This window comes from uncultured Gemella sp., assembly GCF_963519265.1.
Lineage (GTDB): Bacteria > Bacillota > Bacilli > Staphylococcales > Gemellaceae > Gemella.
Map to the genome: position 1 here is coordinate 44,150 of NZ_CAUQNQ010000001.1, position 14,763 is coordinate 58,912.

Annotated in this window: 5 protein-coding genes and 1 pseudogene; 2 read left to right on the forward strand and 4 right to left on the reverse strand. The window is 33.6% G+C overall.

Annotated elements, in window-relative coordinates; all coding sequences use genetic code 11:
• Nucleotides 1-201: 201 nt before the first annotated feature.
• Nucleotides 202-1,698: a glycerol kinase GlpK gene (glpK, locus tag RWN11_RS00280; RefSeq protein ID WP_314159799.1), complete on the forward strand. Its 1,497-nt coding sequence runs from the start codon at nt 202-204 to the stop codon at nt 1,696-1,698.
• Between the two features lie 918 nt (nt 1,699-2,616).
• On the opposite strand, the pseudogene RWN11_RS00285 reads toward glpK, so the two are convergent.
• The 3 genes and pseudogenes from RWN11_RS00285 to RWN11_RS00295 form a co-directional block, all read right to left on the reverse strand.
• Nucleotides 2,617-2,981 (reverse strand): annotated as a pseudogene (locus tag RWN11_RS00285) (DUF6161 domain-containing protein).
• A gap of 104 nt (nt 2,982-3,085) precedes the next feature.
• Nucleotides 3,086-3,835: a protein-ADP-ribose hydrolase gene (locus RWN11_RS00290; RefSeq protein WP_314159800.1), complete on the reverse strand. Its 750-nt coding sequence runs from the start codon at nt 3,833-3,835 to the stop codon at nt 3,086-3,088.
• Between the two features lie 347 nt (nt 3,836-4,182).
• Entirely contained in the window at nt 4,183-9,504 is a 5,322-nt protein-coding gene (locus RWN11_RS00295) for a S8 family serine peptidase (RefSeq protein ID WP_314159801.1), read from the reverse strand.
• Nucleotides 9,505-10,278: 774 nt separating this feature from the next.
• On the opposite strand from RWN11_RS00295, the gene RWN11_RS00300 reads away from it, so the two are divergent.
• Nucleotides 10,279-12,513 (forward strand): HAD-IC family P-type ATPase, encoded by a 2,235-nt coding sequence (locus RWN11_RS00300; protein WP_314159802.1) that lies wholly within the window; start codon nt 10,279-10,281, stop codon nt 12,511-12,513.
• 135 nt (nt 12,514-12,648) lie between these two features.
• Here RWN11_RS00300 and ftsH read toward each other — a convergent pair whose 3' ends face one another.
• Nucleotides 12,649-14,685, reverse strand: coding sequence for an ATP-dependent zinc metalloprotease FtsH (ftsH, locus tag RWN11_RS00305; protein WP_314159803.1), 2,037 nt, complete (start codon nt 14,683-14,685; stop codon nt 12,649-12,651).
• Nucleotides 14,686-14,763: the final 78 nt, after the last annotated feature.

The following is a 14,763-nucleotide window of genomic DNA, read 5'->3' on the forward strand; positions in this document are numbered from 1 at the left end:
GATTTTTGAGTCACTCCCTATTTTGACAATAATAACTATAATTAAAAGATTAGACTTGATTCAACATACTCTAAATCTCATTCGTAGCAGGATAAAGTACGTCTTTAAAGCAGTTAAAATCACAAATAAAGAGTCCTATTTATCTACGATTTTATTGTAAAAATGGTATAATATAAATGAAATAATTTTTCGAGGTGAAGTATGAAAAAATATGTAATGGCAATAGATCAAGGCACTACAAGTTCTAGAGCTATAATATTCAATAAAAAAGCTGAAATAATAACAAGTAGCCAAAAGGAATTCCCTCAGATTTTCCCTCAATCTGGCTGGGTTGAACACGATGCTAATGTAATCTGGAATTCAGTACAATCGGTTATTGCAGAAGCATTTATCGAAAGTGGTATAAAGCCGAATCAAATAGACAGCATTGGAATTACAAACCAACGTGAAACGACTGTTATTTGGGATAAAGAAACTGGACTACCTATTTATAATGCAATAGTTTGGCAAAGTAGACAAAGTGCGGATATAGCTAATAAACTCGTTAACGATGGTTATAAAGATATGATTCATCAGAAAACTGGTTTAGTCGTCGATGCCTATTTCTCTGCAACTAAAATACGTTGGATATTAGATAACGTACCTGGTGCACAACAACGCGCCGAAAATGGAGAATTACTATTTGGAACTATCGATACATGGCTAGTTTGGAAGCTTACAGGTGGAAAAACTCACGTTACCGACTACACAAATGCGGCAAGAACAATGTTATTTAATATTAAAGAGTTAACTTGGGATAAAGAAATTTTAAAAATTCTAAATATACCCGAATCTCTACTACCTGAAGTTAAATCTAATTCAGAAGTATACGGAAAAACTATAGACTATCATTTCTACGGTGGTGAAGTTACAATAAGCGGACTAGCAGGCGACCAACAAGCAGCACTTTTTGGGCAACTTGCCTTTGATAAAGGAATGATAAAAAACACATACGGCACAGGTTCATTCATCATCATGAATACGGGTGAAACTATGGAACTTTCTAAAAACAACCTACTAACAACTATTGGTTTTGGAATTAATGGAAAAGTTTATTATGCTCTAGAGGGTTCAATTTTCATCGCTGGAAGTGCAGTTCAATGGTTAAGAGATGGATTACGTCTAATTAAAAAGTCATCTGAAACAGAATCGTTAGCTTACAACTCTAAAAACAATAACGAAGTATATCTAGTGCCTGCCTTTACAGGATTAGGTGCTCCATATTGGAATCCAGATGCTCGTGGGACTATCTTCGGCTTAACACGTGCTACTACTAAAGAAGATATAGTGAAAGCTACATTGCAGTCAATTGCCTACCAAGTACGTGATATTATCGATACTATGAAAATCGATGCTAAGGTAGAAATCCCCTTACTTAAAGTCGATGGAGGTGCTGCAAACAATGATTATCTTCTAGAATTCCAAGCAAATATCCTAGGCGTTAAAGTTGCGCGAGCTGAAAACTTAGAAACTACAGCTCTAGGTGCTGCATTCCTAGCAGGATTAGCCACTGGATATTGGGAAAGCTTAGATGAGCTTAAGAACCTAAATACTGCAGGCAAACTATTTGTTCCTACGATGGAAAAAGCAGAACGCGAAAAACTCTACAAAGGGTGGAAACGTGCAGTAAAAGCTACACAGATTTTTGCAGAGGAATAATAAATAGCCCTCCAAAATTTGTCCAAATTTTGGGGGCTATTACCCTTTGACGAGATAAGATAATTATTTTTTAAAAATAACTTTATCGAGTCACCGTCTTTAAAACGGTGCCCTCTTTATAAATTTATTTTAACATAATTAAATTTATAAAGCAATTATTTTATTATCTTACAAAGTTACACAAACAATTTCTTATAAACTATAACTAGTCTTAAAATATTTTTAAATTCCCTTATTTTTCTTTGAAACCCAATCTATCTTTTGATATAATCAAAGATGGAGAGAGAAGTTAGGGAGTTTTATACTTCCTATAAAGATGGTGGCTACTTCTATATGAAAGGGGATGGTGCTATGCTCGCATACACTAAAATCTTGAAGAAAGGAGTAGCGAATTGTCTGCGTTTGAAATTATACAAACTATTATAGGTGTAAATCTTTTGATTGCAACTGTAGTTGGTGTATGTATCTCAGCATTAAAAAAAGACAATAAAAAATAACCATCTTTATACTTTGACCGGTTTAAGATGGTTATTTTTAATCATAATTTTATCGAGTCACCGTCTTTAAAACGGCTCTCTCTTTTATGATTTAATTTTAACACAAATCTATATTTAAATCAAAAGTTTTGTTAGATAATATATACAACATCTTATTTTCAGAATTCAATAACTTTAGAAAAACAACAGACCTCAAGATTCAAATGATTTTTGAGGTCTATTGCTTATAAGTATAACTTTAACTACTTCCCCAATTTAGAAAATTGGCTGGGAGTGACTCAAAAATCGTGATTTCGTAGAAATTGATTTTGTCGAGTCACCCCCGCACAGTTTATTAGATATCTAAAAAGCTTGCATAAAGCGAATTTAGATATCAATAAACCACTGCGTCTATGAGTTATCATACACATTTTTTTGAAATTTAGGACTTTTGGGTCAGCCCCGAGTTGTCACTTTTAATTAATCCTGTATCTGTTTTTCTAAATAAAGCATTAAAAATTATTAATTTTTCTTCCTTATCTACTTCTTTTCCATCTTGAATTAATGCTTGATAAAATCTTGTTAAAGCTGCCTTTTAGACATATGTTGACTTGAAACTATAATTTTAATAATAATTCTTATAATATATATTAGGAAAGATATTAATGCAACATAGATAAAAGATTTTGAAATAAATGGTATTTCCTTTTCTGTTCCTTGCAAATAATCATGAATACTGATAACAAAAAAACCACCAGATGCTAACAATCCCACTATAAAAATAAACAAAACACACGAAAATTTCATTTTAAAAGTTGCTTACTGTTTAGTTTTCTAAATAATACTAATTTAACACTGGTTCTCTAAATTCAACTTCAAACTGAATATAATCTAACTATTTTTTAACTTTCTTAACCTAGCAATTCTTCATACAACTTCTTATCTAAATCTTTAAATACATTGAATACTACTTTTAAATCAGCATCCGGGTTTTCTCTCAAGAATTTCTTAACCTCAACAACCGCTATTTTAGCAGCAAGATCATTTGGAAATCTAAATTCTCCCGTACTTATACAGCAAAAAGCAATGCTCTTAAGATTATTCTCTACAGCAAGTTTTAGCGAATTTCTATAACATGAAGCAAGAAGTTCCTTATCATCTTCTTCAACGACACGATATATTATTGGTCCAACAGTATGAATAACATGTTTAGCTGGTAAATTATAGCCAGCTGTTATCTTAGCTTGCCCTGTTTTTTCAAAACTTCCTTGTGCTTTCATAATATCATCGCATTCTTTTCTAAGTTGTATCCCTGCTTGCGTGTGAATGGCATTATCGATGCATCTATGTAGAGGAATTAAACATCCTAGTAGAACCTTGTTCGCTGCATTAACTATAGCGTCTACTTCCAATGTTGTAATATCTCCTTGCCATATATAAATATTATTTTCAATTTCTGTTAAATCTTCTACTCTTGTTATTCCTTTAGCATTTAGAATCTCTTGTAGATATTCATCTTGAACTTCATAGAATTCACTCGGTAACTCCGATACTTTCCATGTGTTCATCAATGATCTAAACAAATCTTTCTTTTCTTGTTCCGTTTCTGGTATTTCTATTTCTGAATTTAGTGTTTTTATTAAATAATCTAGTTTTTCCATATTCTAAATACTTCCTCCATTTCGGTTATTATTATATACCTTATTAAACTTCCTGTCTAACATTAAGATGGGGTTGACCCAAAAGTCCTAAAATTTAACATAGTTCATATGAGGACTCATAGACGCAGTGGTTTATTGATATCTAAATTCGCTTTATAAAAGCTTTTTAGATATCTAATAAACTGTGCGGGGGTGACTCGACAAAATCGATTTCTACGAAATCACGATTTTTGAGTCACTCCCTCCCTTATTTTATAAATCTCTACTAAAAATACTTATTAACACTAAAAATTCGACTTCAGAAGCCAGGGTTTAAATCCTAACTTTTGAAGTCGATATATTTTATCTTATTTTTGTTTACGACGTTTTACATAAACAGTTAATCCTACTAAGGCTAGGACTGCTATTCCAGCGTAAGCTGTCGCATTATTATCTAATCCTGTTTTCGGTAATAATGAATTAGATTTTGAAACTTTTCCGAAATCTTCATCTACATTAAATGTACTTTCTTTCTTAGTTTCTTTTCCAACGAAACCTCCTAGGATATCTTTAATTGATTTTTTAGAAACTTTTTTCTCCGCTTCTTTTAACGCTTCTAATGCTTTATCTACTTCTTCTTGAGTAGCAGTTGCTGAAGCTAATAGTTCTTGTACTTTTTGAACTGCATCTAGATAAGCTTTCTTATCTTCTGCACTTGCACTTTCAAAACTATCTTTCTCATTAACTTCTGCTAAATGACTTAATTGTTCATTTAGTTTTTTCTTATCTACTTTTGGTGTTTCTGGTTGAGGTTTGTTGCCTTCTTTCTTAGGTTCCTCAAGTGTTGGTTTCGGCTCTTCTTTTGGTGTTTCAGCTGCCGGTTTCGACTCTTCTTTTGGTGTTTCGGCTGCCGGGTTTACCTCCTCTTTCTTCGGAGTTTCAGCTGCCGGTTTTGGCTCTTCTTTTGGTGTTTCAGTCGCCGGGTTTGCCTCCTCTTTCTTCGGAGTTTCAGTCGCTGATTTTGGCTCCTCTTTCTTAGACTCTTCAGCCGCTGGCTTCGGAACTTCTACTTCCTTACCATCAAGAGTATTTTCAGCTTGTTGTAATTTTTCTAACACTGCTGTAACTTCTTCTGTCGTTGCATCTTTGTTATCAAGAACTGCTGTCACTTCTTTTATAGTATTTATGAAGTTATCTTTTTTATCTTGTCCTGCATTTTTAAATTTAACCTCAGTTTGAAGTTTTTCAGTTTCTTTTAATTTTTCAATTAATTTAGCTTTGTCTACTTCTTTTTTCACTTCTGGTTGTTGTGAATTAGCTAATGCTTCTTTAGCTTTATTTAGGCTTGCTACTGCACTGTTTACTTCTTCTTGAGTTGCATTTTCGTTTTCAAGAACTTTCTTAGCTGCCTCTAATGCTTTGTTATATGCATCTTTAGCTTCGATAGTTGCATTTTTGTACTCTTTAGTTTCATCTAACGCTTTATCCGCTTCTATTGCTTTTTGAAGCTCTGCTTTATTCACTTCTGCTTTCTTCTCTACTGGTGCATCTTTTGGAGTTAAAGCTACGAAGTTACTGAAGCTATCAGTAGTAAATGTAAGCTTACCATCTGCATAATTAACACTGCTTACAGCTGTTAATTTTCCATCTTTTTCGTGGAAGAAGCGCTCTGGAGCTTTCGCTAAATCTAAAGTTACATTTCTATCACCAGGAACCTTAACTTCTTTTCCTGTTGCATCTACAATATGAATGTTAAAGTATTCAACATCATATTTGCTTAAGTCTACATTACCTTCTGTTAATTGTTTTTGGATATTTGTTTTCTCTTCTGCAGTTGGTTCTGTTACAACAAGTTTATAATTATTGTAAAGTTTTTTCTCAGTGAAATCTACTGTACCTTGTGCTTTAGAATTCTCAGTAGTTCCTACACTTGCTACTTTTTCTGCAACATTTAGAACAACTTGTTTCTTATTGTGCCCATCTTTTACTACTAATTCAAAGTTATTTTCTGCTGGAGTATATCCTTCAGGTGTTACTATTTGAATTGTATATGTTCCATTTTCTAAGTTTTTCTGGAAGGCATTTTTTCCATATAAACTTGTTGGAAGTGATATTTTAGTACCATCTTGAGCTACTGCATAAACTTTTGTTCCTGCTGGCACTTGTTTATCAAAGCTGATTTCTGTTGCATTTCTGCTAATTTCATCTACTCTAAATTCAACCTCTTTTGTTGGTTTATCTTTTGTTATTTCGAAATCAACTTTTGATGGTGTAAGTAGTTTGTACTCTCCATCAACCATTACTACTTCAACAGTATACTTTCCGAATGGTAATGCTTGGTATGTACGTTTATTTCTAGAGAAGTCTTCCCCTACGATTTCACCTTTTTCATTAGTGATTTTAAAACGCAAGCGACGTGAATTATTTCCAGTTCCATCACCTTTCTTAACTTCTACTTCTAGACTTCCTTTACCATTACCTTCAACATTTGATAAGTTAATACTATCTTTATTATTTGCAAAGTCTTTTACTTCAAAAGTAATATCTTTTAATTCTACACCTTCTGGAATTGTGTAACTTCCGTCTTCATTTGCTGCAATAGTATTTTTCCCATAGCTTAATTTTTTATAGAATACTCCACTTCCATCTTCTAGTACTGGATATGGTGTGAATTTACGAGTTGCTTCATCATAGTAACCACCGTTAGCACCTGTAATTTTCGGAGCTTTTCTATCGATTACTACATTGAACGTTGTCTCTTGCATATCTGCACCACTTACTGCTGCGCTATAAGAAACTACATATTGATACTCACCGTCTGGAAGAGGGTTACCGTTATTGTCAACACCTTTCCAGTTTGTCATAGTTAATGATGTGTACTTCTTACCAGTATTATTGTAGAAGTTTTTGTTACCAGAACCATTACCATTTTGGTAAAGTGGGTTCTTACGTTCTACATCATCTTTAGCATATACTGAAAGTTTTAGGTTTTCGAAGTTACGGTAGAATACCCCTCTCATACCTATTTCATCATAAATCTCATCACCATTTGGCGAGAAGAAGATTTTATCAGTAAAGAATCTTTCACCAGTAACAGGATTTACATATGCTCCTGCTAGTGTTCTCTTATCTTTTTTATCTTCTTTATAAGTTGTTAATACTCCTGTGAAGTTCATTTCTGTTAACGAATCCCAGTTATTAGGGTTTGAAGTATAACCATACTCATATGTTGGTTTTTCTCCATTCTTCATAGAATAAATTGGTTTTTCTAATACTGGTAGATTTTGGAACTGACCTTTAAATCCTACAAATGGAATATTAGCTTTTAATGCACTTTCTTCATCATAGAAAGTTACAAATCCTTCTAGATAGTATCCATTAGTAAATACTTTTTCTAGCTCTTTTTTGAAGTTCGTAGCATCAACTGTGATTTCTACTTCTTTTTCACCTTTTGCTGGAACTTCTACAGTAGCCCAATCAGTTGTCAATAACTTCTTAGGAGTCATTGTAAGTTTACCATTCCAATCTACTCCAGCATCTTCACCATAATAATTATCTGTAGTTAGGTGAGCTGCATATTGTAGGCTTTGAGCCTTATCTGCTAAATTGTGTAATACTAATTTAAAAGTAAATTTATCCCCAACATTTCCTAGAGAAACACTTCCATAGTTATTTTCTCCAGTCACATAAAGATCTCCATATGCTGCTTTATTCGCATCGATTAGACCTGCACCTTGAAGACGTGGTGATCTATATGCTGTTGTATAGCCATCAGAATATACCTGTGGATTGGCCGTACTCATGATTAATCTCTTCGCTAAGCCTTGAATTTCTTCTGCACTTAAGTTCGGGAATCTTTCAGATAATACTTGTTTCACAAGTGTTATTGCTCCCGCAACGTGTGGTGAAGCCATACTTGTTCCACTATCTAGACCATATCTTCCATCATTATAAGATGATAAAATATCTCCTCCTGGCGCTGTTACGTCAGGTTTTAAGTATCCATCAACACTCATTCCCCAACCAGTAGATTCATCGAATTCACCTTTTTTAGGATTGTCTTGTTTATCCCAAGTACCATTAAATGTTATTTTATATTCCCCTTCATGAGCAGAAAGTTCATTACCAAATTTGTAATAAGTTGTTACTATAGGGAAATCTTTATCTTGTCCATTTAATGTCAGATTGTAAATAGTATCTCCTTCATTGAAGTAGATTACCGCTCCAGCTGCTCCGTATTGTTTAGCTAGTTTAACTTTTTCTTCAAAGCTATTACCACCACGTTGGATAAGGGCAATTTTTCCAGTTAAATCTTTATCAGCGTAGTTCTCCGCTTTACCAACTCCTACATATACATAATCATATGCTTTTTTCTCGAATTGTTTAGTGTAACTGAAAATTGGCATTTTTCCATTATCGAAATCAGCGTTGTCTTTAAGCTGCTCGATATTCGCCACTTCTCTGTTAAGAACGCTGTTGCTTATATTTGCTACAGAAATTGCATCTTCTGAAACCGATGGTCTTCCCACAGTTCCATAATCAGGATTAGCTGCACTTGGGTTGGTTTGTCCACTAGCGAAGAATGCATTGTTCCCAGCCGCTGCAACTATATTAACACCTGCTTTTTTCGCAACATCCATCGCACGAACTAAACCGTCACCTACTTCTACTACTGAACCAGCCGGTGAACCTAAACTAAGATTTATCGTATCTGCACCTAGTTTAATAGCGTCTTCTATCGCTTTTGTATAAATATAAGACTCTGTTCCTGCATTTTTAGTATCTGAGAATACACGCATAAAAATTAACTGTGCTTCAGGTGCTATACCTGTTACGTAATCACCATTTGTGAATTTCTCCTTAGGATTACCTACTGCAGTCCCAGCAACGTGCATCCCATGTGATTTATATGCACTTTGTTTAATATCATTATTCCAGTCGTTATAGTTGAATGCAAATGGTAATTTTTCACTATACCACTTACCATAGTCTATACCCACTTCTTTTTTTATTTTTTCAATTTCATCTTTAGTTTTATATTTAGATTTTGAATTGTCTGATAATCTAAGCACTGGATGATTCGGATCAAGTCCTGAATCTAATACTGCAACAACTTTTCCTTGTCCTCTATATCCTTTATTCCAAAGAGGTTGTATATTAATAAGATTATAACTATCTAATGCTTTAGAAAAATCATTAGTTTCAGTACTTTCTTTCTTCTCTTCTTCGCTCGCTATATTTTCTGGTTTATTGTAGCTAACACTCATTTCAACAGTATCTACAAAATCTAACTCTTGAATTTTTTTAGCATTTGAGAATGTAGTTTCTAAGGCGAAACCATTCATTAATGTATCGTACTCAAACAATTTTTCATAATCGATACCTTTATCTTTAATATCTTTTAATGCCTTTTCCCTGGGTGCTTTTGTTGATTCGGTAACTTCTTTAATTCCTTCTTTAGTTTTTAACTTATTAGGATCAACATCACCCTTTAACTTAACAATTACTTTTACTTTATCATCATTTTGGAACTTATGTTCTTCACTTTTCGAAACATTTGATAGCTCATCTTTTTTATCTTCGTGAGCTAATGTTATTTTTGATGATACTCCGTAATTAAATGTACTGATATTTCCTAGTAGTAATGCTGCACTCAGCACACTAACGGCTGTCTTTTTAGTCAGTGTCATTCCTTCATCTCCTATCTTTTTAAGTGTATTTAAAGCATATTTCTATATTTTAACATATATTATCTGAAAAACAAAGGTTATTTTCAGATAAAACGCTTTTATGAATTTAAATGGATTTTATTTTTTTATATTTGATATAGGTTTTCTAGCAAAAATTAAAACCAAGCACATCTTTTGTACCTGGTTTTATAATAAAAAAGTTAATAAACGACTCGTAATACGATTTTTAAAATCATTTAATTTTTAGTTAACTAATCGTCGTCGTTTAAAGTGTAACTATATTAATTAATATTAACTATATACATCTTTATTATTTCATACTATTTATACTTTGTCAAAAGCTAATCTAACTCAAAAATTTAATTTATACTCTTTATAGAAATTAAATATAAATTGAATTGTTATCTTTAATTTACTTACCTTAATAAAAGAAACTACCTCTCTATATTTTTACATATTTTCGATAATAATTATATGCACGAAAATACAACGATATTATTTTTTACAGTCTATATATAGATAAGGGGCTGACCCAAAAGTCCTAGATTTTAAAAAGTGTATATGGAAACTCATAGACGCAGTGGTTTATTAATATCTAAATTCGTTTTTTAAAAGCTTTTTAGACATCTAATAAACTGTGCGGAGGTGACTCAACAAAATCTTGTTTCTCCGAAATCACGATTTTCGAGTCACTCCCATACTTTAATTTTCCAAACTATACTAAAGTGTGATAAAATAAAAACTAATTAAAAATATAATTATGGCGGAGGTAGAATGAAATATTTAACTAGTGAAGAAGTAACTAAAGCGAAAAAAAATATTAGTGAAATAAAACCTTATAAGACTACAAAAGAGATTATCTTTTCTAATATTTTTACTTTTTTCAATGCTATGAACTTAGTTTTAGCAGCATTTATAGCTACAACACTTAGATTTGAAAATATGTTGTTTTTAGGTGTAATTACTATAAATACTGCAATTGGTATTTTTCAAGAAGTTCGTTCGAAAAATACCCTTGAGAAATTGAGTTTACTAGGTAGAAGTAAATACCGAGTAAATCGTGATAATGAAATAATAAATATAGATTCTGAAGAAATCGTCCTTGGAGAATATCTACACTTAAATCTCGGTGATCAGATTCCTGTTGATGCCGAAATCATTGAAGGTAATATCGAGGTCGATGAATCACTGTTAACTGGTGAAAGTGACAACATCTTTAAGACTACTAACGATAAAGTAATGAGTGGTAGCAACGTAGTTAGTGGTAGTTGTTTAGTAAGAGCTATTGCTGTCGGAGAGGATAGCTATATTAATAAGCTTGCTAAAAGCACTAAAGAATTTAAGAAATATCCATCTAAGCTTCGTGACTATATGGATAAAATTTTAAAAGTTATATCTATTCTATTAATTCCTGTCGCAATTATACTATACATGCGTGGTGCTAGTCTAGGACGTGGTTATGTGGAAATAGTTCTCCGTAGTGCTGGAGCTTTAGTAGGCATGATTCCAGAAGGTTTAATCCTTCTTGTCAGCGTCTCTCTTGCGGTTGCTGCGATGAAGCTTGCTAAAAAGAAAGTTCTAGTTCAAGAACTGTACTGTGTTGAGACTCTTGCTAGAGTAGATGTTCTTTGTTTCGATAAAACAGGAACTATCACTACGGGTAATATGAATGTTGTAGAAATTGATGATGAAGTTGCAGAAAAATTATCAAGTTATCTTGCATATTTCGATGATGAAAATGCAACATCTAGAGCTTTAAAAAATCATCTAACGTGCAAAAAACAATGGGATGTAAAAGAATTAGGAGCCTTTTCTAGTAAAAATAAATATTCATTTATAAAACTAAAAAACGGTGGAACATATTTCTTCGGGGCATATGAATTTTTAGGCTTCTCAGCTGAAATGGATGAATATTACGAGAATCTGAAAAAAGAAGGTTATCGAATTTTATCATTAGCCTATACTGAAGATAGTACAAACACCCCTACTAATATGAAACTTGTAGGACATGTAGTTCTATCAGATGAGATTAAGGAAAATACAAAAGAAACATTCAAATACTTCGAATCACAAGGTGTTGAAGTAAAAATAATCAGCGGAGATAACCATATAGCAGTGTATGGCGTCGCTAAGAAAGCTGGTTTCAAAGAAGATGCTAAGGCTATTGACATGACTAAAGTGACTGAAGAGGACTTTGAAAAAACTATTCTTGAGAATGATATTTTCGGACGTGTTACCCCTGAACAAAAACAGAAAATGGTGGCCGTATTACAAAAAGCTGGAAAAACTGTCGCTATGAGTGGAGATGGTGTTAACGATGTTCTTGCCTTGAAAAAAGCTGATATTAGTTTTGCTATGAATGGTGCTACTAGTGCTGCAAAAAGTGTATCGAACATTGTATTCTTAACAGATGACTTCGGAGTATTCTACGATATACTCATGGAAGGTCGTCGTGTTATTAATAACATTCAAAAGGTAGCTTCACTGTTCCTAACAAAGACATTCTTCTCGATTGTCTTCTCAATACTTAGTGTAATCTTCGCCCTGGAGTTTGCATTTATACCGATTCAATTTACGATAATTTCAGCGATAACAATCGGTATTCCATCCTTCTTCCTAACTTTTGAAGCGAATAAAGAAAAAGCAAGTAATAACTTCATGAAGGACATACTGACAAACGCTGCAATCGGTGGCGGTATTTTAGTAGCTACAGTACTACTGACAAACTTTGCTATCACAGACAATTCACAAGCGAAATTCATCTGTTTCCTTCTTGCGTTAATAAATGGATTATGTATGGTTGCAAAAGTCAGCCTACCTCTGAATAAATACAAACTTGCACTACTTTCTATGTTAAGTATCGCTGCAATTATAGGTGTTGGAGTTAATATATTTATCCTAAAAAATCACTTTACACCATTAGTATTTTCTCAGGTAATTTATATAATTATTCTTGGATTAGTGATTTCGACAGTCCACTTCTTTACGAGAAGAAAAGTGAGAAAATAGAATTTATCGCTCATTTATCGCTCATTTATCGCTCACTTTAGATTATGAATATTATCTAAACACCGATATAATAACTTTTTAAAAGAGTATAACAAAACCCTAGACTTGGTTAATTCCAAATCTAGGGTTTATTTTTTATTCTTCTTCAGAAGGTTTTTCTTTTGATTTTTCGTCTTCTAGGTCTTTTTCTTCAACCTTTTTAACTTTATCTTCTTCGTTTTCAGCCTCTTCTTGAGCTTTTTTCTCGGCTTCTTCTTTGGCTTTACGAGCTTCTTCTTCGTAGTATTTCTTATTAACTACTTTATCTAGTTGATCTGCTTCTCTTTCATCTAAGTCTTTTGGCATTTTTCCAAATTGGTAAAGAGCAACGATTTCTTTTCTATCGATTGTTTCAACTTCGATAAGTGTTTGTGCAATAAGTTCTAATTGTTCTCTGTGAGTTTCAATAATGTGAAGAACTTTAGCATAACATTCGTTAATAATTTTACGAACTTCGATATCGATTTCTTTCAGCATTTCTTCTGAGTAGTTACCGATACTTGAAAGTTGACGTCCACCATATGGATCGTGGAATGGAGCTTGCATTGGTCCTACAGCATCACTCATACCATATTCTGTAACCATCGCGCGAGCAATGGCTGTTACTCGTTCGAAGTCATTGTGTGCTCCTGTAGATACTTCATTAAAGAAGATTTGCTCTGCAGCACGTCCACCAAGTAATCCACAGATTTTGTCGATTAAATCTGTACGAGTTTGGAAGTATTTTTCTTCTTCCGGAATCATAAGGTTATATCCACCAGCATCACCACGTGGGATAATAGTAACTTTTTGTACTTTATCAGCACTATCAAGTACCATACCTACGATTGCGTGACCTGCTTCGTGGTAAGCCACTAAACGTTTTTCTTTTGGAGTGTATACTCTACTACGTTTAGCTGGACCACCGATTACTCTGTCCATCGCTTCATCTAGATCTTCTTTATCAATACTAGATTTGTTTTCACGAGCTGCTAATAATGCCGCTTCGTTAAGAATGTTTGCAAGATCCGCACCAGAGAATCCTGGAGTTTTTTCCGCTAATGAACGAAGATCAACACCTTTAGCAAGTGGTTTGTTTTTAGCATGTACTTTAAGAATAGCTTCACGACCTTTTACATCAGGTGTAGAAACTTTAATTTGTCTGTCGAAACGACCCGGTCTTCTAAGGGCGTTATCTAATACGTCAGCACGGTTAGTAGCCGCAATTACGATAATACCTTTTTCACCATCGAATCCATCCATTTCAACAAGAAGTTGGTTAAGTGTTTGTTCACGTTCGTCATTTCCTCCACCTACTCCGCTTCCACGTTTACGTCCTACAGCATCAATCTCATCGATGAAAATGATACATGGCGCATTTTTTTCAGCTTCTTTGAATAAGTCACGAACACGACTTGCCCCAACCCCTACGAACATCTCAACGAAGTCAGATCCTGAGATTGAGAAGAATGGTACTTTCGCCTCACCAGCTACAGCACGAGCTAGCAAAGTTTTACCAGTCCCTGGAGGCCCCTCTAGTAGGACACCTTTAGGGATTCTAGCACCCATCTTAGTGAATTTACGGTGATCTTTTAAGAACTCAACCATTTCTGCAAGTTCTTGTTTTTCTTCATCAGCTCCAGCTACATCTTTGAATGTAACTTTCGCTTCTCCACCATCGATTTTTTTAGCTTTAGATTTTTGGAAGCTCATTACTTTGCCTCCACCGCCACCTTGCATTTGTGTCATAAAGAACACTAAAACACCCATAAACAAGATAAGCGGAATAATGTTACCTAAGAATGATAGAATTGCTCCAGTTTTCTCAGCTGGTTTATATTCTACTACACTTAGTTTCCCATCTTTAGCTTTTTCATTAATTTGTTTTTGTACTTCAGAATCAGATGCTGCAACTACACTCTCGAAGTTTTTATTTCCTTCTGAGTATGTACCTTTAACATTGTAGTTCTCATCTTTTCTTTGTAGACTTATTTCTTTAACCTTGTCATCTTTAATAGTCTGAACAAGTTTAGCATAGTCTATTTTTTCAGTTGTCCCAGGTAAGTCTTGCTGCCAATATGCAAATAACCCAATCGCGATTACGATTAATGCAAGCATACCAAGGATAGGGTTTTGCCTTTTTTTATTATTCATATAGACAATCTTCCTCCTATCATTTTTCTAAACATAATTTATTTTACCATATATAACTAAAGTTTGACTAATATTTTG

Bases quoted from the DNA above. Each gene is read 5' to 3' on its own strand.
- glpK (WP_314159799.1), top strand. From the start codon at position 202: ATGAAAAAATATGTAATGGCAATAGATCAAGGCACTACAAGTTCTAGA.
- RWN11_RS00290 (WP_314159800.1), bottom strand. From the start codon at position 3,835: ATGGAAAAACTAGATTATTTAATAAAAACACTAAATTCAGAAATAGAA.
- RWN11_RS00295 (WP_314159801.1), bottom strand. From the start codon at position 9,504: ATGACACTGACTAAAAAGACAGCCGTTAGTGTGCTGAGTGCAGCATTA.
- RWN11_RS00300 (WP_314159802.1), top strand. From the start codon at position 10,279: ATGAAATATTTAACTAGTGAAGAAGTAACTAAAGCGAAAAAAAATATT.
- ftsH (WP_314159803.1), bottom strand. From the start codon at position 14,685: ATGAATAATAAAAAAAGGCAAAACCCTATCCTTGGTATGCTTGCATTA.